Here is a 21,449-nt window from a genome sequence, read left to right on the forward strand (position 1 = left end):
AAACCCCGCATTTTACCTCGTTCACAGATAAACCCGAGGTAGACGAGCGATTCCCCGAGGAATCCGGCTCGAGACGCAAGTTGAAGAGTACCTGGCGCAACATTTGCAGAATTGGTGCTGCGAATCACGATCGGTCTATATCCTTGGAAATTGAGGCACGTTGATAATGAATCGCGAATTCCCCATGACCTCATCGCTGAATCTTGACGCCCTGCCAGCGTCCCAGGATGTCGCCTTTGAGCACGCGGGGAGAGCGACCGAACGGCTGGGATGGAATCTATCGCCCGTGGTTCCGGCCCTGGAACCCGAGGAGGAAACGCTGGTGATTGACGACCGCTTCGGCCAGAGTCCGTCTCAACTGGTGGAGAGTCGATTGACCAGGAAGCTTCAAGAAACCTCCCTACCGGTCAGCCACCTCCAGACGCGAACTCTGATCCGAAGACGCTGAGAATTTTTGCTCCCGCAAGGAGACCTGCACACAATTCATGCAGTGCATGCCTCTTTACTCACCTTTTCAGAGCCAGCGAAGCATTCGATCTGAGGGAGAAATCGAGCTCTCCCCCTGATCGAGATTGGTAAGGCCCGCCACACATCGCGGGCCTCACGGCGGCCGCTTGATCTCAGCCGGGCGGGCGCAACGGATCGCCAAGGACCACGTAAACCTCGTGTTCTTGCTCGTCGCTGGCGAGAGGGATTCTCCCCGCGTCAACGACCTCGCCATCGAGGGTCACACGGAGCACCCCCTTCTCGACCCCCTGTGGGTTCGTCACCTTGATCCGGTACACGGCCGCACCGTGCCGGTAGGTGATCTCGAACCGTGGCCAGTTCGAGGGGATGCAGGGATCGATGACGAGGGAGTCGCCCTCGCGCTGAAAGCCGAGGATCGACTCCAGGCCGACGCGGTAGAGCCAGGCGGCCGAACCGGTATACCAGGTCCAGCCGCCGCGGCCAGTGTGGGGTGAGAGGCCGTAGACGTCGGCCGCGACGACGTACGGCTCGACCTTGTAACGCGCGACCGCTTCGGGGCTGTCGGCGTGATTGATCGGATTCAGTAAGCCGAAGAGTTCGGCCGCGTGGTTGCCCCGACCTTGGAGAGTGGCGGCCAGCACCACCCAGGTGGCGGCATGGGTATACTGCCCTCCGTTCTCACGAATCCCGGGAACATAGCCTTTGATGTAACCGGGTTCGAGCGTTCCCGTATCGAACGGGGGCGTGAAGAGGAGAATGAGCCCGTCGTCGCGACGGACCAGACGCTCGTCCACCGCCCGGAGCGCCTGCGCCGCCCGTTTCGGATCGGCGGCGCCGGAGATCACCGCCCAGGTCTGCGCGATCGAGTCGATCTGGCACTCCTCGTTTTCCGCCGAGCCAAGCGGAGTTCCATCATCGAAGTAAGCACGGCGATACCATGCACCGTCCCACGCTTCCTTCTCGATGGCGGAGCGGAGCAGCTCGGCCTGTTCGCGGCACCACTTGGCCTGGGCCAAGTCACCGCGGGCCTCGGCGAGCGGAGCGAACTGGTGGAGGATCGTCACGAGGAACCAGCCGTCCCAGACGCTCTCCCCCGTTCCTCCCGCACCGACCCGGTTCATGCCGTCGTTCCAGTCACCCGTCCCCATCAAGGGGAGTCCATGTGCTCCAAGCTGCATTCCTCTTTTGAGTGCAAGCAGACAGTGTTCATAAAGTGTTCCCGACTCGCCTGCGATCGCGGGCACCCCATAATCCTCTTCCTGCGTGGGTGCGAGGAGATGCCCCTTCAGGTACGGAACGCGTTCGTCGAGGACGGTGGCATCACCGGTCGTCTTGACGTAGTGGCTGACCACGAAGGGGAGCCAGAGCAAGTCGTCGGAAAAGCGCGTGCGAACGCCTCGACCGGCGGGTGGGTGCCACCAGTGCTGAACGTCGCCTTCGAGAAACTGTCGCGACGCTGCGCGGAGCAGATGGGCCCTCGCTTCGTCCGGAGCGCCATGGACGAGCGCAGCCACGTCCTGGAGCTGGTCGCGGAAGCCATAAGCGCCTCCCGACTGGTAGAACGCCGAGCGGGCCCAAAGGCGGCAGCTCAGGACCTGATAAAGGAGCCAGCGATTGAGAACGAGGTCCATGGCGGAATCGGGCGTATGGACCTGTACGGTGGTCAGTACCGCATCCCATTGCGTTCGAACGGCCTGGATCACGGCGTCCGCCTTCCCCGGCTCCCGCACGCGGTGAATCAGGTCGCGGGCGTCCTCGAGCGTCTCGGCTTCGCCGAGGAAGAAGAGGATCACCTTTTCTTCGCCGGGAGCCAGCTCGAACTTGGTTTGAAAGGCAGCACAGGGATCGCTCACCGCTCCCGCGCGGCCCGACAAGTCGACCCGTCGGAGCGCGGCGGGGGCATCGATCGAACCGTTCCTCCCGAGGAATTCCAGACGATCCGCCGTCAGGGTTCGCGGGCGGAGGCTGATATCGGCAAAGGCGACCCTCGTGGCGAAGTCGGCACGGAACGAGTTACGGGCCAGGAGCGCTCCGGTCTCCTCATCGATCTCGGTGACGACGTGCGAAGCGGCGACGTCTCGGGTCGTTCCCAGCACCCATTCGGCGAAATAGGTGGCTGAGAGCGATCTCGGCTGATCCCCTGTGTTGCGCACTTTGAGTTGGATCAGCTTGACCGCATCCTCAGGGGGAACGAGCAGGAGCAACTCGTGGGCAAGCCCATGAGTGTGCCGCTCGAAGACCGAGTAGCCCTGGCCGTGCCGGACCAAGGTCGCCGCCTCCGAAGGGACGGGCAGGGGGGTCGGCGACCAGACTTCTCCGGTCAGCTCGTCCCGGAGGTAGACCGCCTCACCCGCCGGGTCGGAGATCGGGTCATTATTCCAGGGCGTGAGCCGGTTCCCCTGGCTGTTGCCAGCCCAGGTGTAACCCGAACCTGCCTCCGAGACGAGAAACCCGATCGCAGGGTTGGCAATCACGTTGATCCAAGGAGCAGGAGGCAAGTCCAACGTCGGGCTCGACTCGGGCACAGGGCGACCGTTGAGCGGCGTTTCCGGCCGGGGATGCGAGCGAACGAGCACGCAATACTCACGCCCTTCCTGGTGGAACCCTCCCAGACCGTTCGCGAACTGGAGGTCGGCCGGAAGCGTGATCTCGGGGTTGACCCAACGTTCCGGTTTCCGGCGGGCAACGAACGGCTCGGGAGGCGCCGGCAACCGCTCCACGCGATCGAGCTGGCTGGCCAAAGGCCCCCGATCTCCCACGAGGACGACGCGCGCCGCGGCCTGAAGCAGGAGCAGGTCCTCAGCAGGCGCGTAGGCCGATTTTCTGACGAAGATGCCCCCCGGCTTATCGAGCAGATCATGAGCATCGCTGGAACGCACAAGATCGAGCAACTGTTGATTCAGTTCCTCGAAATAGCTGGTGGGCTGCTCGTTGAGCAGAACCAGGTCGGCCACGAGCCCTTTGAGCCGCATGTAGGAGTGCGCAGTGAGAACCTGGCGAGCCAGAGGAATCTCGCTCCCCTCGGCGATACGGACCAGGATGATCGGCAGGTCGCCCGAGATGCCGTAGCGCCAGAGGGCCGGCTGCCCTTGACGGTTCGCCGCGAGCAACGGAGCAGGCGCTCGGAGCGCCGAGCCGGCGAAGAGGAGATGCGCCGCGAGACGCTGAAACAGGTGTGCCTCCTCCGGCGACCAGTTGCGATGGCGGTGCTCGACCTGACTATGGGCCCAGGCGAGTTCAAAGGCACGTGCCACCGCGCTCGGGTCGTGGTACTGGTCGGCCAGCGCAAGGGCATCCTCTCTGGTGTCGGCGACGGCCGTGGTGAACGCGACGGTCGCCGACTCTCCCGGCTCGAGCCGGACCCGCCGCCTCAGGCTCAAAATGGGGTCGAGGACCGGGCCGGTCGTGCCGGATAAGACCGCGCCGGGGTCGAGCGCCGCGGGATCGGCCGGAGTACGACCCCGACCGAGGAATCGGGCGCGATCGGTTTCATACTCGGCCTCGCCGATGGAACTCCGCTCGACCGCCGAGACGTGCACCGCCCAAATCGGCTGCTGCTCGTGCGACCGGGGCCGCCGCCGGCAGAGCAGCGCCTCCGAACCGGGGAGCCATTCGGTCTCCAGAAAGAGCTTGCCAAAGGCAGGGTGGGCCAGGTCGCCGCCACGCGAGTTGAGGACGACCTCCGTATAGCTGGTCACCTCGAGCTCACGAGCCTGCTGATCGCGATTGGTCAGCGTCAGCCGTCGAACCTCGGCGAACTGTTCGGGCGAGACCGTGATCTCGAGCAAGCTCTCGATGTCCGCGTCAATCCGGCGGAACGACGCCTTGTCGGAGGAGAAGACGACCTCGTAATCCTTGGTGACCCGACGGACCGGATGATGGCCGGCCGACCAGAAGAGCCCGCGACCGACGTCGCGAATATAACAGAACTGCCCGTGGGCATCGCACGTCGCGTCTTCTCGCCATCGGGTGACATCGAGCCCTCGGCAAGCGCTGAAGCCCGAACCGGCATTCGTCACCATCACATGATATTGGGAATTCGAGAGCAGATGAGTCCGCGGCGCGGGCGTATGAGGCGTGGTCAATCGCCGGCTCATGAGGGGGATCCCTTCGCGATTGGCACCGGCCGTGGCCATGGTCGCATCCGACGGCCCGGTGAGCGGTGCATCGCGTGGAATCCGTTCCTGGAGCAAGAGCTCGGCCGCTCGGACCATTGGGTCGGCATGAAACCGGCGGGTCATCGGCTCATCCAACAGGGCGTTGGCCAGGGCGACCAGGCTCATCCCCTGGTGGTGCGCCATATAAGACCGGACAACCACCGACCGCTTCCCCTTGGGCACACGCTCGGCCGTGTAATCGACCGCCTCGTAGAAGCCATACAACCCCTCGGCCCCTTCTTCCGCCAGCGTGCGGAGATTCGCCAGCGCCTCCCGAGGGACGATCATCGCGGCGAGGGCCGTCGCATAAGGCGCGATCACCAGGTCCTGGTCTAAGCCCCGCTTCAGCCCGAGACCCGGCACGCCGAACGACTGGTACTGGTAATCACCATCAACATACTGCGCATTGAATGCGCTCTCGGAGATTCCCCAAGGGACCCCGGTCTCACGGCCGTACTCGATCTGGCGGGCCACGGCCGTCCGCGCAGCCTCGGCCACGATCGTACCGGGTAACGCCTTGATCAGGAGACGAGGCATGAGGTACTCGAACATCGTCCCCCCCCAGGAGACGAGTCCGACGCGACCTGCAGTACTGAGGAAGGGACGGCCGAGCTGAAACCAGTGGCGACGGGGCGCATCGCCCCGCGCGATCGTCAAGAAGCTCGTCAGGCACGACTCCGATGCGAGCAGGTCGTAGCACGCCCCATCGAGCCGGCCCAGGACGAGATTGCTGCCAATCGAGTACAGGTTGCGCTCGGGCTTGTAGAGCGGCTGGAAGTCCATGACGTCGGCCAGCGCCTCGGCCTGAATCGCCAGCTTGCGGATTCGGTCGCGCAACGTCGAGGCAGCAGACTCCCGGACCGCCGCCGCCAGGCTCCGCAACCCGTCGCTCGCTGGATTGGACGTGGCCAACGCTTCCAACTCGGCGGCAAGAGCCTCGGCCCGATCGGACATCACAGCCACGCTCGCCCGCTCCACGAGCGAGTTACGCGCCGACTGCCAACGTCGCAAGAGGTCGTCCGTCGGCCAGGGGACATTCCCCTTCGCCTCCCAGTCGCGCAGCGGGCTCAACCAGGGGGCCAGCGAGGCCAGCTCAGCCCGGCGCTGGCGGACCTGCTCGCCGAATCGTCGTGGCCAGGTTTCCAGCAACGACGCCTTTGTGGGGGGGCCGCCTGGCTTCGTTCGCGGTTCGGCCGGCGGAGCTAGCCCCTCGGGCAACTCGCTGAGCAAGGTCCGGATCCGGCCGATCAGGCCACTCGCCGCCCAGTCCAGTTCACCCAGCCACTCGTCCCATTCCAGCAAGTCAAGGGAGGGGGGGGTGGTGAGTTGCCGTTCGATTCGTTGAAAGTCTTCCTCGAGCGCTCGGTGCGTCGCCTGCGCGGGTCCTCCGGAGGGGAGCTTGAGCCTGCGAACGGCATCGACAGCCAGCCCGAGCGTATCGGCCAGCCCCGCGGCGATCTGCATGTCCAGGACCGGACTTTCCGCCTTCTCCCTCAATCCTTGTTTGAGCGCGACGAGGCAACCGAGCAAGTTGCCGCTATCCACGGTGGAGATATATGCAGGAGGGAGCGGACGAAGTGTTCGGGTATCATACCAGTTGTAAAAATGCCCCCAGTGCTTCTCCATACGAGCAAACGTATCGAGCGTCTTCTCGAGCCGCTCCGCCAAGGTTCCGAGCCCGATATAGCCCAGGTCGTGGGCGGCCAGGGTCGAGAGCAAGAGAAGCCCTTGGTTCGTCGGCGACGTGCGATGGGCGACGCGACCGTCCGGCTCTTCTTGATAATTGTCGGGGGGGAGCCAGTGGTCCTCGGCGCCGACGAATGTCTCGAAGAAGTGCCAGGTTCGCCGCGCGACCCGACGCAGCTCACGTCTTTCCTCGAGTTCGAGCGGCGAGTCGGCGACCGGCCGAGGCCGGCTGAGCCAGTACGCGACGACTGGCGAAAGGAACCAGGCAAGGAGCACCGGCCCGGCCGCCGCAAGGGCCGAGGGGTGGACCAGACCGACCACGACCGCCAAGGTCACAGCCAGGGCTGAGGCAAACCACATGTTCACGATGAAATCGCCGAGTCCCGCCCCGAGCCGCCGATCGGTCGAGGCCGCAGTCTCCCAGACAAGGAGATTTCGTCGCGTGATGAACAGCCGCGTCAGCGTCCGCACCACCGCATCCACGGCGACTCTGGCCTGATCGGCCTGGAACGTGATCGCCATCAAGGCCTGAACGGTCGCGGCCGGCATCCGATCGGCCCACGACCACAGGCCCGCCATCGTGCGGGATCGCGCGCTGGTCACCAGCGTCCCGATCAGGAGCTGCACCAGTGGCAGGGCGGGCACGGCCAGCGCGGCCGCTGTCCAGAGCCAGGGGGATCCGGGGAGAACCGTCCAGCCCAGGGCCAGCAAGACAACCGACGCGGGCGCGACCAGGCTGCGCCTGAGGTTGTCGAAGAGCTTCCAGCGTTCCAGGGTGGGAAGCGGGTTGGGACGAACGCCATCTGAGGTCGGCACCCGGCGGCCCAACCAGGGGAGCAACTGCCAGTCGCCTCGAATCCAACGATGTTCACGCCTTGCGTAGGCGTGATAACGCGCGGGGAAGTCGTCGAACAGCTCGGTGTCGGTGATCAGGCCGCAGCGCGCGTAGTTCCCCTCGATCAAGTCGTGGCTGAGGATCTGGTTTTCCGGAAAGGTGTGACCGGTGGCCGCCTCGAACGCCTTCACCTCATAGATCCCCTTGCCGGTGAAGCTGCCCACACCAAAGAGATCCATATATGTGTCGGAAGCCGCCGACGAGTACGGGTCAATCCCTCCAGAGGCCGCCAGGATCGCGGCGAACCGCGAATGCGTGGCCGCCGTCAGGTGGAAGCTGACGCGCGGTTGCAAGACTCCGTGCCCCTCGACGACCCGCCCTTGGGCCGGGTCGAACCGAGGCCGATTGAGCGGGTGTGCCAGGGTTCCCACCAGCCGACGAGCCCCGTCGCGAGGCAGTTGGGTGTCGGCGTCGAGCGTGATCACGAACCGGATCGTCGGCAGTGACGCGGGATCGCGACTCTGGAGGACATAGCTCGTGTCGCGGTCGCCGAGCAGCAGCCGGTTGAACTCGGAAAGTTTGCCTCGCTTCCGCTCCCAGCCCATCCAGCAATTCTGACTGGGGTTCCAGAGCCGACGGCGATGAAGAGAAAGAACTTGTCTTCGCCGTCCTTGCCGTACCGCTCGTTGAGCGCCTTGATCCGCTCAAGGGCGTCGTGGAGGTATCCCTCATCCTCGGGGCGTTGCTCTTCGTGGGCATCGGCGAAGTCGGTCAGCAAGGCGAACCGGAGCCGTGGGTCCGGGTTGGCGAGGTGGTGGATCTCCAACCGCTCCAGCAAGGCCTCCGCGCTGCCGGGCCTCACCAGCATGGAAGGCATCGCGATGAAGGTCTCACAATCCTCGGGAATCCCCTCCTTGAATTCGAGCTTGGGAAGCACCCGGGGCGGAAATAAAAGCGTGACGAAGTGGTTGACCAGGCCCACGGCGAGCTCGCTCACCGGCAGCAAGAGAACCAACCCAAGCAAACCGGCCCACCAGGGTTGGGCCGCGATCAGAGCCCCACCACCGAGACCCACCAGGATCCCGATCAGGGCGGTGAAGACGACGGCAATCGCGCCGAAATAGGTCGCTCGGGGATGCGCAAGCGACCAACCCAGGAGTTTCTCTCGCCACCTCGGACGATAGCCAAACTCCCGTTTCAAAACCTCCTGGCCTCGATCGATCAGATAGTAGCCGACATGGCCACGGCCCCCTGATTCGCCTGCCTCGACGGACTCCTGAGCCAGTGCCACCGCGCGGCGGGCGACGTCGAGCTCGTCGGACTCCGAGCCCCTGGCGATCTTTTCCACGGTCCGGCGATAGCGATCACGGGTATTGAAGTCTTGAAGCGAGTGCATCCCCGCCGGGTCGGTTCGGAGGATCGCCTCAACCGGGCTGATCTGCTCAAAAAAGGTGTTCCAGTCGAGCGCGGAGAGAAGCCGGAGGCTGATCACGCAGTTGCCGACCGAGACCTGATTCGCCGCCTGCCTCCGATGCTCGCGGCGGAGCACCTCGTTGGCGTCGCTCCCCCGCTTCTCGAGCCGTTCTTCGAGACGCTCGAGCGTCCGGATCGCGGGGCCGTGGTCGCGGAGCAGTTGAAGCAGGCGGACGACGAACGGGTCGGTGAGCTGTTCGAGAGCGGCCTCGTCGTCGAAATGGTCCTCACCATCGTTCCCGCCATGAGCTAACCGGCCGTCGGCCAGAGAACGCGCGGTCCATTCTTCGGCCCGAGTCCGCTCGTCCCATCCCCAGAGCATCTTCGCGGCGAGTCGTCTGAGGTTCTCGATCAGAACCAGGCGGAGCATCGTGGGGAGGGCCCAGAGCTCACCGGTCGTCAGCGGGACGACGGCTTGAAACGCCTGGACGTAGCGAGTGATCCTCGCCTCGTCGAGCTCGCTATCGGTGTGAACCACCAGCGCAAGGGCCAAGGCATAAACCCGCGGATAGCCGTGCCCCGGCCCTCCCGAAAGCTTGGGCAGTTCCTGATCGTAGCCTTGGGGCAGATCCTGGCGAATCTCGCGGAGAACGTCCTCGACGATGTGATAGTTATCGGCAAGCCACTCGGCGTCGAGGTCGCGGTCGGACCGGCGTGGAGTGTCGGTGCTGATGATTCGGGCGTGGGCCTCGATCAATGCGCGTGCGTTCTCGGCGAACCGGCGCAGGAGTGGGCTGTTTTGACGGCGATGAGACTGAATGACACAGGCCGACGCAAGCTGGTGAGCATGGGCCTCGAACCGTTCTTGCCCGAAAATCTCGCCCCGGATCGGCTCCTGTCCCTGAGGTTCGACCAGGAGCTCCGCGAGCGACACCGGCGGGTGAGTCGCCGAAGTCGATGGGACCTGCTCAACGAAGGTTAGGCTCATCCTGTTGGTCTTCTCCTCGGGTTCGGTTCCTACCTGGGACAGCCGTATTTCCTCAACTTGCGTGGAGGAATACGGCTCGCGTCCGGCCGGCGCCCTTGATCGAGCTTGCCATCCATCAACGCCGCGCGTCAACCCGATGCGAGCCTTCTCCGCGGTTGGGAATGCGAAGCTCGTGTGGATCCATCGGAAGGGACAGGCCATCCGCGATTCGACGAATCTCGAAGCGCGCGGGCCGACCCCCGTGGCCAAAAAGGGCGAAACGCCCTGGACGCGTGAGTCCTCTTGCAAATCTGATGCCGCAGGACCCTCACCAATCCCGGAGGGAGGGGGACGCGACGCGGTGACGTGATCCCCGGCTCGGGGAAAAGCGCGACTCGAGCGTGTACGAGTGAGCGTCAGAGAGGTGCGCGACCAAGCTCGAGCGGAACCCAAACCCCTGACCGCACTGGCGCCAGGGGTCAGCCAGAATGAAAATTAGCTGAGCGACGACGATCCGCGCCCGGCAGACCTAACCGGCACCGCGAAGCGGCCCCTCATCGTTGTTCGATCCCAGATCGGGGTGGGGCGATTCTTATAGGAACCTCGACCACGCAGGAAAAACGTCAACAGATCGGACGCTTGACCGCTTGAAAGTTGAGCAGCCTTGGCCTCCGCCAACCCCGACGACGCATCATCACACCAACGATGCCTGCCTCCATTCACCAGCGACTCACACGACCGACGAGTCGGGGCATCAACGAGGCGTCCTTTCGGATAGGCGGCATGAGCCAAGGCATTGACTCGACAATGGCGGATCGCCTTCAGCAAGCCCGCGGTCGACGACCGAAATCGGGCCGGCATCCAGTAAGGAAGGAGAGACTGACAGAGGCCATGCCTCTCCTTTCGGGGAATCGAATCGATCAGCTGGCCATCGATTGATCGACCGTACTGAAGGTCGAAGACGCGCTCGTGCCGAGCGTGCGAACGATCGTGATGCACGCCACGAGGATCAGGGCGAGCATGACCGCGTATTCGACAGCGGTCGGTCCATCTTCGTTCGCCAGAAAACCACGAATCTTCGAAGCAATCGCATTCATCGGGGAGGATCCTTTTTAAGAGCGGGCAGCCACAGATTCACCGTCGGGCAGGAAACCACGGATGAAGACTAGGTCGCGAAAATAACGGCGGCCAAAATTTCTAACGATTAGCGATCTCTAAAATCCAAACATTACAAACCAATGCAAACCCAACAGCCAGACGGAGCGCATCCGCCGAAGTCTCGAGAACCTCGATGGGCGCAACGATGGTCTTGATGGCGGCCCCAGCGAGCGGCTCGATCCCAGGATTCGGCGATCAACTCGCGTGGGGCATCCCGAGAGCCGATTGAGGCCGCGAACCAAAGGGCCTCAGCAAGCAGGGAGTTCTACACTCAGAACCGGTGGGCGGAAGTCCCGCCGGATCCACCCGTCTTCCGAACCAGGAAGCCGGGGCCCCCTGACAGCCACGGCTGGCGGATGTTCGCTCGACCGTTTCCAGAGACTATCGTGCACAAGTCCGGATCGCTATCATGACCGAGCGCGCACCGCCACCCTTTCGGCAGTGCGACGCGGACTCAAGGGCGAGTGCTCTCGCCAGACGCTCCGCGTGTTCAGGGTCTTCAACCTCCAAATCACTCAAGTTCACGGCCTGCCGTCGACGACTGTAGGTCATTCACCCGCATTGTGAGGCTGGGTCGTCATGCATCGGCAATCGTCGTTCCTCCTCGCGGCCGTCATCGGGGGCCTGTCAGCCATTGCGGCGAACCCCGAGGCCGCCCTGGCACAGAAAGGAAACGTGACCGTGGATAAGGTGGAGTACCAGGGCTGGAAGAACAACCTCCGGCTCAGCAACGGCGACGTCGAGTTGATCGTCACGCTCGACATCGGGCCGCGGATTCTCAGTTATCGCCTGGCCGGCGGGAAGAACGTCCTCAAGGAATACGCCGACCAGATGGGCCAGTCGGGCGAGGATGAGTGGAAGATCCGAGGCGGGCACCGCCTCTGGTGCGGCCCCGAGGACAACATGCGAACCTACGCACTCGACAACGGGCCGGTGACCTACGAAGCGGCCGGTCCGGGTGTGGTCAAGGTCCGCCCCAAGGCCGACCTCGAGTATGGAATCCAGAAAGAGATCGAGATCCAGGTCCCCTCGTCGGGAAGTCGCGTGACCTTGATCCACCGGCTGACGAACATCGGCGAGAAAGCGACCGAATTGGCTCCCTGGTCCATCTCGGTCATGGCCCCGGGCGGAGTCGAGATCATCCCGTTGCCCCCCAAACGACCGCATCCGGGCAGCCCGAAGAACGCGAAATCGGCCGCCGACTACGCGGCCGAACAGGTAATCATTCCCTGGCCGTACTTCGACTTTCAAGACCCTCGCTGGCGCTTCGGCAGCAAGTTCATCACCCTCCGCCAAGACCCGGCCAAAGGCCCGACCAAGCTCGGCCTGGCGCACAAGACCGGCGGCGTCGGCTACCTCAACGGAGGCACGCTCTTCGTCAAGCGGTTCGACTTCGTCGAAGGCAAGCCCTATCCCGACTCCGGAGTGAACTTCGAAACATTCACGAACGAGGACATGCTGGAAATCGAAACTCTCGGGCCCATCGTCAGCCTCGAGCCCGGCAAGACGGTCGAACACACCGAGCGCTGGGAACTGTTCGCCAACCTGGGTGAACTCGGCGACGAGGCAGCCATCGAGCAGGGAATCAGTCCGAAGCTCAAATAACCGACAAGCCGGAGGGCGGATCGCAAACGGTCCCCCCTCCGGCCAGAGCCGGATTCCAGCCTGCCCCGGGTCCAGCACCCCTGAGATCACCGCACGACGCTTGCCCGGACCGGCACGGCCAAGGCCCTGCCCGAGCACGATGGCTCAATCGCGCAGGAACAACTTAAGCACGGTGTACAAGACCGAAAGATCGAGCAGCCACAAATCACGACGGCCTTGCTTCGACTTGACTTCCGGCACGCCCGAAATCACATCCGCATGTTTGCGTGAAAACACAGCCCGATTTTCAGACTGAAGCAAGAGCACAATGATTTTAGCGTTGATATAATTTGAGACAATTATACAAATCAATTTAAAATAGTAGCCTGCGCCGGTGGTTATACCCGCAGCCTTCAGGGTCATGAGAAGTAAAGAGACCCCGGAAGTGAGGATGATCCCCCGCCGCGCCCAGTCCTTGAACTGCCTCAGTCCCCAGCCCAGGGTCAGCATGATGGCCAGGTAAGCCGCGGCTCCGATGACCATGTTGGCGCGAAGGCCGGCGACGGACTCCCGAGCTCCGGTGGCCTTGAGTATCGCCTCGAGCCTCTCCTGGGAGGTCAGAGTGAGCCCAAGGTTCATGACACAGGAGAATGCCTCCAGATAGTAAATCAGCCCGATCGTTCGTACCGTCGCCTCTTGCGCCCGATTAGAGTCGCGCGTTGGATCGAACGTTTCGTCATCGATCAGGAGCGTATCGGGGGACGAGCAGGGATTTTTGATCACCCGGTCGTCGTGAGAACGGAATTCCTCATCGTCTTGCAAGGGAGCAGACATCATTCTGGTTCCCGATGAGACAACGGGCCTCGGTTCAGCTTGGATAGGCCGATTTCCTCATCCTTGTTCATTCCCACCGAGCAGACCCGAGGACTCCGACAAGCCTTGATTCAGAGCACATTACCATAAGCAAGAATTCCGAATTTCGCAAACGACAAAACATCCTGCCAGCCTACTCGCAGAGTCACTAAGGGCGTTCATGTCGTCTGTGATCCCGACCTTACGAGCGTCCCGCGCTCACCACCGCGCCTCGCTCGCTCACGCTGGTCCAGAACGCCGATCCTTCGGGCAGGTTGAATCGATCGCAAATCGTTTCCAAAATTCGCGTGCGACGACCATCCGACTCGTTGCTGAACGCGTAGAGCGTCGGCCCCCAGGAGCTTTGCCCTGCGCCATGGAGTCCCTCGGCTTCCAGTCCTCGAATGATCGAGGCGAGCTCGGGGCGGGCGAAGATCCCCCCTTGGGCGGGAGCGAAACAGCGGCCGACGCGTTCCTGCAACTCGGCCAGCGCGGCCCCGAAAGTCGGCAAGTCCCGTTCGAGTACGGCCGGCATCAGGCCGAGGAGAACAAGCCGGCAGAGCCGGTCGGCGACATCTCCCGGGGTAGGGGGGAGTTGGGCGAACGCCTGGACCTCGGCCGAGCCGTGAAGACCGCCATGGGGTCCGGGCAGGATGACGAGCACCTTCCATTCCGGCGGGAAGGCAAGGTGGGCCAGCAAGGGGGGGATACCATCGTCAGTCCGACGCCCGCCGTCGACGATCAGGCCGCCCCGCGCAAAGCCATGGAGACCAACGCCCGAGCGCAGGCCACGCCCGCAAAGCTCGGCCAGGGTGGCCGTGGAGGGTTCGTGGTGACCGGCCATCCTCAAGAGGAGCCGGGCCACCCCCAGGCTGAGCTGCGTACCGACCCCCAGGCCCACATGCTCATCAGGCGCCTGCTGAATCACGATCCGCGCGGGGGGAAGATCGACACCGGCCGTCACCAACCGTTCGGCGACTCGAAGTGCGCGATCGGCGAGCCGGCCTTCGGCTTGCCAGCTCTCAGCGGGCTCGACGGTCAGCTCAATTCCGGGCGAGTCGATCATGAGGCCGACGCCGCCGAACTGCCTCGGACAGTGCGCCCCCCAACCGAGGAGGCCGAAGTGGAGGCGGCTGGGAGTCCGGATCAGAAGTTGGGTCATGGCTGGCGATCGTCCGAGTCGAGGATGCGCCGCCGGGCGACGTCGCTCACATAGTCACGCAAGAGTTCGAAGGCTTCACACTCGTCAGCTCCTCCGGTCTTCTCGACCAGGATCGCCAGCTTGCGAAAGTCGGCCAGAATCTCATCAAGGGGAAGAATCGACGTCCGGGTCGCCAGAATGGCCGCCTCGACGACCGCGTGCTTGCCCCGGTTCAGGCCGAAGAAATCGCGATGACGACCTTGCGCAATGACATCCACAGTGATGGTCGTCCGCTGCTCGCGATCGTCGAGCTCCGCGACCCGGAACTCGAAATAGCGGCAGGCGTCGGTCAGGATCCGCCCACTGACGAACTCGGCCGGGCGCGTGGGCGGATCGACCGGGCGGCCGATCGCCGCCTTCGCGATCAGCAAGACATCATCGGTCACATGCAAGACCCCCTCATGGCGTATCTTCAAATTCCGATACGTCGTCGAGGTCTGGAACGGTCGGAGAACGAACCGGCGCATCTCGGCGTCGACCTTCGGCCCCATCGGCGCGACGTTCAGGTTTCCTTCCTGATCCAGGGTCGTCACAATCCCCTCGAGAATCACGACGAGGCCTCGCTCGACGCCGCGCCTTTTCGCTTCCGGTGGCTGACCTCCGGCTCGGTGAGGAACCCCCAGTCGAGCGATTGGTCCTGTCGATAGGCCTTGTTCAAGGTCAATGCCGTTTTCGCTTTCATCAGTTCATAACCAAGGTAGAATGCGTGCGAGGGGTCGCTCACCGCCATGCGGTCGAAGAGGAGAAATGGATCGACATCGCTCAAAAACCGTTCATTGTTCATTGCATGAATCATTCCATCCTCGGCGAAGATCCGCCAGTTCGGGTCCTTGATCCGCCGGGCGAGCTCCGCCAGCGCATCGGGCCCGAAGCGGGGGACTTTCGGGTCGCGAAGCGCGACGAGCCGCGGCTCGACGTGCTTGGGCAACATCCGCCGCGTCACCGAGTGATAGACCAGTCGCCGCGCCAGGTCGAGCTCGCGAACCGAGGAGCGGGCCCAGTTGATCACGGCGGTCGTCAGGACACTGCCGATGGACAGCTCCTGACAGAAGCCGGCCAGCAAGGTATTCACCGCCGCGGAATCGGCGTCGGTCAATTCGGTCAGATTCCCAATCCCCATCATCATCGCGGCGGTCGGATAGCGGCGGCGGACTTCGAGGTAGCGACCGAGCGACGCGGCAAACCCGAAACCGATCGGCTCGAGAATCGGATCGATCCGAAACGGAACCCCCTGGCGTTCCAGGAATTCAACTGTCTCGTCGAGCCCTTCGAGAGTCCCCGGCCGATCCGGCATCGCGACGACCTCAACGCCCCAACCGGCGGCGAGCGTCCGGTTCGACCCGTTCACGCTCAAGACGAGGTCCGCGCCGGCCGCAACCGCCGCGGCCACTTCCTCCGGGTCGAAACTATCGACCGAGACACGGTGTCCGTCGGCTCGTAAGGCCGCGACGGCCTCGCCGACGCCGGCCCAGGCGCCGCCCGGGTCGCAACCGAGGTCGATCCGGTCCGCCCCCTCGTCCGCAAACCGGCGTGCCATCTCGAGCAAGGCGGCCGGAGTCAGTTGGGGGGCATGGTTGATCTCGGCGAGGATTTCGATGTCGAAGCCACCGTAGCCCTCGAGCCGGGTGTCGGCCTGACCGAAGTGGCCGGGCAAGTCGCGAATATCCTGAGGTCCTCGTTCGACGATGGCGGTCCCTGCCTTCTCGATCACCGCCGTGAGGTCGCCTTGGCAGAGCCCGGGCAAGATCACACGCTCGATGCCGGGCGGAACCACAAGGTTCCGCGCGACCCATTTGGGCGTCATCAAGGCGGCCACCGAGATCGGCAAAACGGCCACCTCGGCCACGAAACCGGCCCTTGGTGCGAGTTCGTCGAGGACCTGGCGCACCGCGAACTCGGCCAGTCGGCCGGTCACGAAGAGCAGGCGAGGCCGATCCGACCCGACTTCGTGGGCCACACTTTCCTCCCGATCGAAGAGTCGATCCACCGACACGCGTTATCGGACCGCGCCGCCGTTGATCCGCAGGATCTGGCCGGTCAGGAAGGCCGAACCGGGCGAGACGAGAAACCGAGCCAGGTGGGCCACATCTTCCGGCGCCCCCCAACGGGCGAGTGGTGTCTCGCGAATCACACGTTCTTGCCAGGCGCGGGGGGCCGTATCACCCCAGGCGGTCCTGATCCAGCCGGGGGCCACGGCGTTGACCCGCACGACAGGAGCCAGGGTGAGCGCCAGGCTGCGGGTGAACGCCATGACCGCCCCCTTGGTGGCGGCATAGAGCTCTCCCGAATCCCCTTCCATTCCGGTCTCGGCCTGGTCCCAGCCCATGGTGACGATCGACCCGTGGCCCTGTTCCTTCATCCTCCGGCCCACGTCGCGCGTCAGGCGCATCGTCGCCACGACGTCGACGGCCCAGAGTTGATCAAGCTTGTGCTCGAAGCTCAGCTTGGCCGCCGGGCCGGTCAAGGTGTCGGCCCCCGCGATCTGGAGCCAGGCGTCGAGGCCCCCCCACAGCTCCCAGGCCTCAGCGACGAGGCGGTCCCCGGCGGCGCGATCCGCAAGGTCGGCCATCAGGACGTGAGCCCGGCGACCTTTGCCGCGCACTTCGTCAGCGACCCGCTCGGCGGCCTCTCGCGAGGTGTGCCCGTGGATCACGACGTCGGCTCCCCCGTCCGCCAGGTCCAACGCGACCGCCCGACCGATTCCCGAGGTCGAACCGAGCACGACGGCTCGAAGACCTTCCAGCTCATGAATGTCGGCAGGTGGTGTCATGTGATTCAAGTCAAAAGAGGTCGAGCCGATTCCTGTCTGCCGTAATTTCTCCTCTCCTTTTGTTGTAGCCGTTTCCCGACCGGGTCTCAAGACGAGCCATGAACGGCTTGGAACGGTTTGACACCCTCGGAGTCCTCGGGAAAAATCCTCGCGGGGACCACAAGTTTTGTTATCGTTTCGGTTGTGCCAAACTTCTGATCGGGAATGAGATCGGGAAATCGGCAGAACACCACCCACCGATCCGACCGTCAAAACAAGGTCGGCCGGCCCGCGGAAGTGCAGCGGCCACAAAAGTCAGAAAAAAAATAGAGCGGGTCATCCCCATGCCGCAAGAACCGAGCCCGGCCACCTCATCCGCTCCTGACCGCACCGTCGCAAACTCCACTTGCACCGCATGCGGCTGCCTTTGCGATGACCTGATCGTGAAGACCGAGGGGGGACGAATCGTCGAGGCGGTCAACGCCTGCGAGATCGGCCGGCGTTGGTATTTTGCCGATCATGCGCACGCAGGACTCCCCGCGGCAACGATCGAGGGGCAATCGGTGGAACCGGCCGCGGCCCTCGACCGCGCGGCCGAGATCCTCACGCGGGCCCGCGCTCCGCTCGTTCTGGGTCTGACACGAACGACCACCGAGAGCGTCGCCGCGGCCCTGGCCATCGCCGATCGGATCGGCGCAGAGATCGATCCCGACACGACCGAGGGAGATCGCGCCAGGCTGTTCGCAACCCAGCGGGTCGGGCGAGTTTCGGCGACCTTGGGCGAAGTCAAGAACCGGGCCGACGTCGTCCTCTTCTGGGGCGTCGATCCGGTCGTCACCCACCCGAGGCACTGGGAGCGGTACTCGGTCGAACCGCACGGCCGATTCGTGCCCGACGGCCGCGCGGGGCGAAAAGTCCTCGTTTTCGACGCGACGCGAACGGCGACCGCCGAGCGGGCGGATGAGTTCTTCCGCGTCACACCGGAAGCCCAGTTTGAGTGCCTCTGGACGTTGCGGGCGCTGGTCCGGGGCGTTCCGCTCGATCCGAACCGGGTCGAGCGGGCGACCGGCCTTGATCTGCCCACCCTCAAGCGGCTCACGGAGACGCTCAAGGCGGCGAGATATGGCGTCTGGTTCTATGACTCACGGCTCGGGGACGGGCCGGGCGGAGCCGCTCGAATCGAGGCGGCCTTGGCCTTGGTGCGCGACCTGAACCGATTCAACCGGTTCGTGATCCTCGGTCTTGGCGGCCCGGGCAACCCGGCCGGGGCCGAAGCTGCACTGACCTGGCAGACCGGATCTCCTTCCAGCGTGAGCCTGGCCCGAGGTTGGCCCCGAACGATGCCCGGCGTGACCTCAGCCGAGGCCCTGCTGGCGGGACGCCGGGCCGACGCCGCGCTGATCGTCGGCGATGGGGAATTCTCCGGACTCTCCGCGGCCGCCCGCGCCCATTTGGAGCGGATCCCCCGCATCGTCATCGGCTCCAAGGCGACCGCGCAGGGAAACAAAGCCACGGTCGCACTCGACGCGGCGACCTACGGCATTGATGCCGGGGGCACGGTGATGAGGTCGGATGGCGTGGTCTTGCCACTCCGACCTCCGCTCAACCCCAGCACGCCGACGGACCGGGAGTGGCTGCAGGCCCTTGAGGCCCGGCTCCATTCTCATGTCTCTTGACCTCGATCCGTTTCAGGCTCCCTTATCTTTTTTCGATGAAGAACGACAGGAACGGATCTCCAACGGCCAGGGTCTTCCGCGCATGACAACGCTTCGGATCGCAGGTGGACGAGTGGTCGATCCGGCCAACGGAGTCGACGACGAGGTCCGTGACCTCTGGATCACCAACGGGCAGATGGTCGAGGCCCCCGCCGACCCCGACGCCAAGGCCGACCGTACGATCGACGCGCGGGGCTACGTCGTCATGCCAGGCGGCGTGGACGTCCATTGCCATATCGCCGGCTCGAAGGTCAACGCCGCGCGGATGCTTCGCCCCGAGGAGAAGCGAGGGCAGGAGGCTCCGCGCCAGAACGGCCTGCGGTCGGGAACGCTCGGGAGCGTGCCCAGCACGTTCACCACCGGATACCGCTATGCAGGGCTCGGCTACACGACGGCCGTCGACGCCGCGATCCCTCCTTTAGGAGCGCGACACGCGCACCACGAGCTTCGTGACACCCCGATCATCGACAAGGCGATCCTTGTCCTGATGGGAAACAACCACGCGGTGATGGACCGGATTCGTGCGGGCGAACACGCGCGGCTCCGCGACTACGTCGCCTGGCTCTTGAACGCCACCCGGGGCTACGGGGTCAAGGTGGTCAACCCAGGGGGGGTCGAGAACTGGAAAGAAGGGCGCGGAAATGTGACGTCGCTCGACCAGGTCATCCCCCACTTCGAGGTCACTCCCCGGCAGATCTTGGTCGAGCTGGCCCGCGTCGTCGACGAACTCGGGCTCCCGCATCCCATGCATTTGCACACCCCGAATCTCGGGCTTCCCGGCAACTGGACGACGACGCTCGACACGTTTAAGGCCCTCGACGGCCACCGGGCCCACCTGGCTCATATTCAGTTTCACAGCTATGGCGGCTCGCCCGACGACACGAGGGCGTTCGACTCCCAGGTCCCGGCCCTGGCTGAATACATCAACACCCATCCCGGCCTCTCGGTGGATGTCGGCCAGGTCCTCTTCGGCGACACGACGAGCATGACGGCCGACGGGGCGGTCGGCCAGTTCCTCCACGCGGTCACGGGCCGGAAATGGCTGAGTCACGACGTCGAGATGGAGACCGGGTGCGGGGTCGTTCCAATTACTTATGAAAATAAGAACTTCGTGCACGCGCTCCAGTGGGCGATCGGCCTCGAGTGGTATCTGCGCGTCGACGACCCGTGGCGGGTGGCAATGAGCACCGACCACCCCAACGGAGGGTCGTTTCTGGCCTACCCGCAGATCATCGCCCTCTTGATGGATCGGGGCCATCGCGCGGACATGCTCGCCAGCCTGCCCGACCGAGTCCGCGCCCGGTCGGGACTGGGCGACCTCTCCCGCGAATATTCGTTGTCCGAGATCGCGATCATCACCCGCGCGGCCCCCGCGCGAATGCTCGGCCTCGCCCACAAAGGACACCTCGGCCCAGGCGCGGATGGCGACGTGGCGATCTATGCTCCCGACGACGATAAGGAACGCATGTTCTCGCTCCCTCGCTACCTGATCAAGCACGGCGAAGTGGTCCTCGATGATGGCGACCTGCGGCTCGCCCCAAGCGGCCAGGTCCGGTTCAGCAAGCCCGGCTTCGACCCCGAAGCGATTTCCGAAATCGAGGAATGGTTCTCACGTGATTACTCGATTCAGTTCGCGAATTTCCCGGTGAGTGACGACGACCTCGACGGCGCGATCCCAGGGGGCTCGTCATGACGCTCGCAATCAACGGCGTGGCCATTGCCGACACGTTCGCCGAGGCCTTCCCGATGACGGCCGCGCGTGCGATCATCACCGCCGACTCGCCGACCTGGGCCGAGATCGCCGGGCGGACAATGAGCGGCTACGCGACAAGCGTGATCGCCTGCGATGCCGAGGCCGCGATCGAGCGCGTGCTGACTCCGGAGGAGACTCCGGACGGACGACCAGGGGTCAGCGTGCTCGTGTTCGCCTTCAGTCGCGACGCCCTCGAAAAGGCGATGATCAACCGGGTTGGCCAGTGCGTGATGACCTGCCCGACGACCGCCTGCTACAACGGTCTCCCCCTCGGCGAGAAAACGATCAACGTCGGCGGCCGACTCCGCTACTTCGGCGATGGCTGGCAAATCTCCAAGCGGCTCGACGGCAGGCGGTACTGGCGGATCCCGGTGATGGACGGCGACTTCACCTGCGAGGAGGTCTTCGGCACAACCAAAGGGGTGGCCGGCGGCAACATCATCTTGCTCGGGATCGACCCGGCGGAAACGCTGGCCGCGACCGAGGCGGCCGTCGTCGCGATGCGCGCCTGCCCCGACGTGATTCTTCCCTTTCCAGGGGGCATCGCCCGCTCGGGTTCGAAGGTGGGAAGCAAATACAAGAAGCTCCGGGCGAGCACCAACACGGCGTTCTCGCCAGGGCTTCGCGGGCTGGTCGATTCGGTCCTTCCTCCCGAAGTTCAGTGCGTCTACGAGATCGTCATCGACGGGCTGACCCTCGAGTCGGTCGAACGTGCCACGGCCCTTGGAATTCGCGCGGGGGCCGTCCCGCGAATCGTCGAGATCACCGCGGGCAACTACGGGGGCAAACTCGGGCCATTCCATATCCGCTTGCCCGACGTTTTAACCCGTTATTGAGAGGCAAGTCTTCAAATCGCTGCAATATCGTTAGGATGAAGGCGAATAGCGTCTGCATCAGATTTATTCGCTTTC

13 protein-coding genes are annotated in these 21,449 nt (G+C 64.3%); 5 read left to right on the top strand and 8 right to left on the bottom strand.

The annotated features are described in order from the left end of the window. Positions 1 to 184 precede the first annotated feature (184 nt). Complete coding sequence (locus V5E97_RS39360; protein ID WP_406697012.1) at positions 185 to 448, top strand: hypothetical protein; 264 nt, start codon at positions 185 to 187, stop codon at positions 446 to 448. 172 nt (positions 449 to 620) lie between these two features. On the opposite strand, the gene V5E97_RS39365 is transcribed toward V5E97_RS39360, so the two are convergent. The 3 genes from V5E97_RS39365 to V5E97_RS39375 all read right to left on the bottom strand — a co-directional run bounded on the left by V5E97_RS39365 (position 621) and on the right by V5E97_RS39375 (position 10,623). Next, complete coding sequence (locus V5E97_RS39365; RefSeq protein WP_406701290.1) at positions 621 to 7,385, bottom strand: glycoside hydrolase family 94 protein; 6,765 nt, start codon at positions 7,383 to 7,385, stop codon at positions 621 to 623. A 242-nt stretch (positions 7,386 to 7,627) separates the two neighbouring features. Continuing rightward, a complete protein-coding gene (locus tag V5E97_RS39370) occupies positions 7,628 to 9,547 on the bottom strand; it encodes a hypothetical protein (RefSeq protein WP_406697013.1) in 1,920 nt (639 codons plus the stop codon). A gap of 899 nt (positions 9,548 to 10,446) precedes the next feature. Then, the gene (locus V5E97_RS39375) at positions 10,447 to 10,623 is read right to left on the bottom strand and encodes a Flp family type IVb pilin (RefSeq protein ID WP_406697014.1); all 177 of its coding nucleotides are present in this window, start codon (positions 10,621 to 10,623) and stop codon (positions 10,447 to 10,449) included. 640 nt (positions 10,624 to 11,263) lie between these two features. Between V5E97_RS39375 and V5E97_RS39380 the strand changes: the two genes are divergently transcribed. Next, positions 11,264 to 12,289, top strand: a complete 1,026-nt coding sequence (locus V5E97_RS39380; protein ID WP_406697016.1) for a hypothetical protein — start codon at positions 11,264 to 11,266, stop codon at positions 12,287 to 12,289. Positions 12,290 to 12,433: 144 nt separating this feature from the next. Here V5E97_RS39380 and V5E97_RS39385 read toward each other — a convergent pair whose 3' ends face one another. From V5E97_RS39385 to V5E97_RS39405, 5 genes are all read right to left on the bottom strand, one after another. Then, positions 12,434 to 13,105, bottom strand: a complete 672-nt coding sequence (locus tag V5E97_RS39385) for a hypothetical protein (protein ID WP_406697017.1) — start codon at positions 13,103 to 13,105, stop codon at positions 12,434 to 12,436. Positions 13,106 to 13,322: 217 nt separating this feature from the next. Beyond that, complete coding sequence (locus tag V5E97_RS39390; protein WP_406697018.1) at positions 13,323 to 14,282, bottom strand: beta-ribofuranosylaminobenzene 5'-phosphate synthase family protein; 960 nt, start codon at positions 14,280 to 14,282, stop codon at positions 13,323 to 13,325. Further along, positions 14,279 to 14,872, bottom strand: coding sequence for a DUF447 domain-containing protein (locus V5E97_RS39395; RefSeq protein ID WP_406697020.1), 594 nt, complete (start codon positions 14,870 to 14,872; stop codon positions 14,279 to 14,281). Before V5E97_RS39395 ends, V5E97_RS39390 begins: the two co-directional genes overlap by 4 nt. Beyond that, positions 14,869 to 16,278 (bottom strand): DUF6513 domain-containing protein, encoded by a 1,410-nt coding sequence (locus V5E97_RS39400; RefSeq protein WP_406697021.1) that lies wholly within the window; start codon positions 16,276 to 16,278, stop codon positions 14,869 to 14,871. Before V5E97_RS39400 ends, V5E97_RS39395 begins: the two co-directional genes overlap by 4 nt. A gap of 39 nt (positions 16,279 to 16,317) precedes the next feature. Continuing rightward, complete coding sequence (locus V5E97_RS39405) at positions 16,318 to 17,091, bottom strand: SDR family NAD(P)-dependent oxidoreductase (protein WP_406697022.1); 774 nt, start codon at positions 17,089 to 17,091, stop codon at positions 16,318 to 16,320. Positions 17,092 to 17,414: 323 nt separating this feature from the next. Here V5E97_RS39405 and V5E97_RS39410 point away from each other — a divergent pair, with 323 nt between their 5' ends. From V5E97_RS39410 to fhcD, 3 genes are all read left to right on the top strand, one after another. Further along, on the top strand, positions 17,415 to 18,746 hold the full coding sequence (locus tag V5E97_RS39410; protein WP_406697023.1) for a formylmethanofuran dehydrogenase subunit B: 1,332 nt from the start codon (positions 17,415 to 17,417) through the stop codon (positions 18,744 to 18,746). Positions 18,747 to 18,828: 82 nt separating this feature from the next. Then, a complete protein-coding gene (locus V5E97_RS39415; RefSeq protein ID WP_406697025.1) occupies positions 18,829 to 20,478 on the top strand; it encodes a formylmethanofuran dehydrogenase subunit A in 1,650 nt (549 codons plus the stop codon). Beyond that, on the top strand, positions 20,475 to 21,374 hold the full coding sequence (fhcD, locus tag V5E97_RS39420; protein ID WP_406697026.1) for a formylmethanofuran--tetrahydromethanopterin N-formyltransferase: 900 nt from the start codon (positions 20,475 to 20,477) through the stop codon (positions 21,372 to 21,374). Before V5E97_RS39415 ends, fhcD begins: the two co-directional genes overlap by 4 nt. Positions 21,375 to 21,449: the final 75 nt, after the last annotated feature.

The sequence above is a fragment of the Singulisphaera photorubra genome (genome assembly GCF_045290345.1).
Classification (GTDB): domain Bacteria; phylum Planctomycetota; class Planctomycetia; order Isosphaerales; family Isosphaeraceae; genus Singulisphaera.